General features: G+C 33.7%; 4 protein-coding genes. 1 reads left to right on the top strand and 3 read right to left on the bottom strand.

Annotated features, from left to right (window positions below):
- A partial coding sequence (locus AC30RD_RS04760) for an NAD(P)H-hydrate epimerase (protein WP_489493157.1) occupies nt 1–786 on the bottom strand: 786 nt, incomplete at its 3' end.
- 8 nt (nt 787–794) lie between these two features.
- The gene (locus tag AC30RD_RS04765; RefSeq protein ID WP_489493158.1) at nt 795–1,691 is read right to left on the bottom strand and encodes a LysR substrate-binding domain-containing protein; all 897 of its coding nucleotides are present in this window, start codon (nt 1,689–1,691) and stop codon (nt 795–797) included.
- Nucleotides 1,692–1,841: 150 nt separating this feature from the next.
- Here AC30RD_RS04765 and AC30RD_RS04770 point away from each other — a divergent pair, with 150 nt between their 5' ends.
- Nucleotides 1,842–2,885 (top strand): YeiH family protein, encoded by a 1,044-nt coding sequence (locus tag AC30RD_RS04770; protein WP_489493159.1) that lies wholly within the window; start codon nt 1,842–1,844, stop codon nt 2,883–2,885.
- On the opposite strand, the gene AC30RD_RS04775 is transcribed toward AC30RD_RS04770, so the two are convergent.
- Nucleotides 2,882–3,043, bottom strand: a 162-nt coding sequence (locus AC30RD_RS04775; protein WP_489493166.1) for a magnesium chelatase subunit ChlI family protein, incomplete at its 5' end; no start/stop codon positions are given. The genes AC30RD_RS04770 and AC30RD_RS04775 overlap by 4 nt on opposite strands.

Here is a 3,043-nt window from a genome sequence, read left to right on the forward strand (position 1 = left end):
AATTACACTAACAAGTCCAGCTCCAAAGTTTAAAGCACTTAGCGCAGCCATTATGGCAGCCCCCTCTTTTTCGCCGGCTATTACGCTTAAATGACCATAATCTCCTTTATGAGAAGATTTTTTTTCTCTATATGGTGGTTTAAAATCTTTAGTTTCTAAAAGTTTTATATTGGAGGGCTCTTCATATAAACTTTTTGATACTCCAAGATCTACAACCTTTACAACTCCAGTATAATCTTTTGCCAAATCCATATACAATGAAACTTTTGGTGCTCCCATAGTAAATGTAATATCAGCTTTAAACGCATAAGGCCTTAGCGCACCGTTTATGTCTATTCCGGTAGGAATGTCAACTGCTATTTTATATGCGTCCATTCTATTTAGACAGTTTAGTAGCTCTACAGTATCATTTTTTAGATCTTTTGATAAACCAGAGCCAAAAATGGCGTCTACTACGATATCACAAACCTTTAAATCTTCAACGAACCCCCCGCCAATTGCTAAAAACCTATCTACCTGAATTTTACACATTTTAGATTTTGCGCCATAAGGCATATATAAATTTATATCATAATCTTTATATAACAGTCTTGCCAAAGCTACACCGTCTCCGCCATTATTTCCTGGACCAGCAACTATCAAAACAGAGCTTTTTTTCTCAAAATTTTCTCTTATATATCTATTAATTCCCTCAGCCGCATGCTCCATTAATATATCTTCGGGCAGATTATACAGGTTGTAACATTTTTTGTCCAAAAAAGAGACGCTTTTGTATAAATTTTGCATATTTTCTCCTATTTTAAAACATCGTTAAATTTATATCTTGCAAATGTTAAAAACTTTTTGAAAAGCTCGCTTTTATATTTATCCTTATGATGTATTTGAAAAAACTCTCTGGTAAAGTCAAAACCTTTCACTTTTATTTCAAATAGTTCTTTGTTTTGTAGCTCGTTTTTAACGGCGATTTTTGATATACAGCTGATAGTTCCTTCGGTCTCTTTTAAAACCGATTTAATAGCCTCGGTATGTCTTAAGTCTAAAAAAAGATTTAAATAGGTTACATAATTTTTTATTTTATTTAAAAACACGCTTCTAGTTCCTGATCCTTCCTCTCTCAATACCCATTTATAATCTAATAAATTATCTATATAATACTCTTTTTTCCCAACTATAGATCTATCTCCCGTTACAATAACGAGTTCATCAACGCCAATGGGAGAAAAAATAATATTAAAATTTTCTATATCTCCCTCTATATAACCTATATCAACCAATCCATCTTCTACCATTTTGGTAATTTCTGCGGTATTGCCGATTTTTAGTTTTATTTTAACATCGGGATACTTTTCCATATATTCGCAAACAATATGGGGCATTATATAGTCTGCTATAGTCGTGCTCGCGCCAACCGTTAGTTCTCCTCTGTTTTCTTGCGACATAAACTCCTCTTCAATATCCCTCAACCTTTTAACAAGAGGTTCTATGGTATGTTTAAAAGCCCTACCCTTTTCGTTTAATACTAATTTTTTTTGAATTCTATCAAAAAGTTTACAACCAAGAGTAGACTCCAACTCTTTTAACGACATAGAAACAGCCGACTGGCTAAGCCCAAGCTCTTTTGCAACCCGAGTTAGATGCCCGACTTTTGCAACCTCCAAAAATATCTCCATTTGTCTAAGGGTGATCTTCATAAGTAGCCTTTTCAGTTTTTTTGATAATAATATATCAATTTATTTATTTTACTTATCTAAAATAAAATATTATAATTCAATTTAAGCAAATATAGACAAATTATAAAATTTTTTGATTAAAAATATAATAAATATGTATAAAGGATAAAAATGGCCTTTTCAAAGGAAAATATAAGATATACTTTAAACGGGATATTATTTGTAGCTCTTTTTACGATTGCGGCAATTGAGATATCAAATATAGAATTTATTAAAAAATTAGCGATTAGCCCTTTGATTATCGGTATTTTAATAGGGATGTTTTATGCAAATACGCTCAGAAGCCATATACCAAAAGAGTGGGTTCCGGGGATCGTTTTTAGTTCAAAACAGCTACTTAGATTCGCAATAGTTTTATATGGCTTTAGAATAACCTTTCAGCAAATTTCAGAAGTTGGATTGGCGGGATTGACCGTATCTATAATTATGCTATCTTCAACATTTATATTAGGATGGATTTTAGGAGTAAAAATTTTTAAACTTGATAGAGACACCTCCGTGCTTTGTGCAAGTGGAGCGAGCGTATGCGGAGCGGCGGCGGTATTGGCGACTGAGCCGGTTTTAAAAGCAGAACCTTACAAAAGTGCTGTTGCGGTAGGAACAGTTGTGCTTTTTGGAACAATAGCTATGTTTACATATCCGGCTTTATATAAAGCCGGGATTTTTGATATGGATCTTGCAACATACGGAATTTATGTTGGTGGGACGGTCCATGAAGTAGCTCAGGTCGTAGCTGCAGGTGGAGCCATAGGAGGTGTGGCTGCCGATAACGCGGTTATAGTAAAAATGACAAGAGTTATGCTTATTGCGCCACTTCTTATTATACTTGGAATAATTTTATCAAAATCTGCAACCACTAAAAAGGAGAAAAATTTTAAAATATCAATCCCTTGGTTTGCAATATGGTTTATTCTTATGGCTGCTGTTAACTCTTTTTTGGTTGGATTTGAATCTTTAAAGCCAATTTTACACGGAATTAATGAGGTAGATACCTTTTTATTAACTATGGCGATGACGGCTTTAGGTATGGAAACGAGTGTAGAAAAATTTAAACAAGCGGGGATTAAGCCTGTAATGCTGGCTTTGGTAATGGCGATATGGCTAATGGTTGGAGGATATTTTATAACAAAAGGTGTCGTTTTATTGTTTAGCTAATCTCTTTTTCTATAACTTAAAGCTTCTAGAAGGTGGCTTTTTTCTATATTTTTGCTCTCTTGTAGATCGGCTATTGTTCTTGAGACTTTGATTACTTTATTTATGCTTCTATATGAGAGATTAAACCTCTGGATTGCGTTATCAAGTATAGTCTTGGC

Source organism: Nitrosophilus sp., from assembly GCF_982775275.1.

Bases quoted from the DNA above. Each gene is read 5' to 3' on its own strand.
- AC30RD_RS04765 (WP_489493158.1), bottom strand. From the start codon at position 1,691: ATGAAGATCACCCTTAGACAAATGGAGATATTTTTGGAGGTTGCAAAA.
- AC30RD_RS04770 (WP_489493159.1), top strand. From the start codon at position 1,842: ATGGCCTTTTCAAAGGAAAATATAAGATATACTTTAAACGGGATATTA.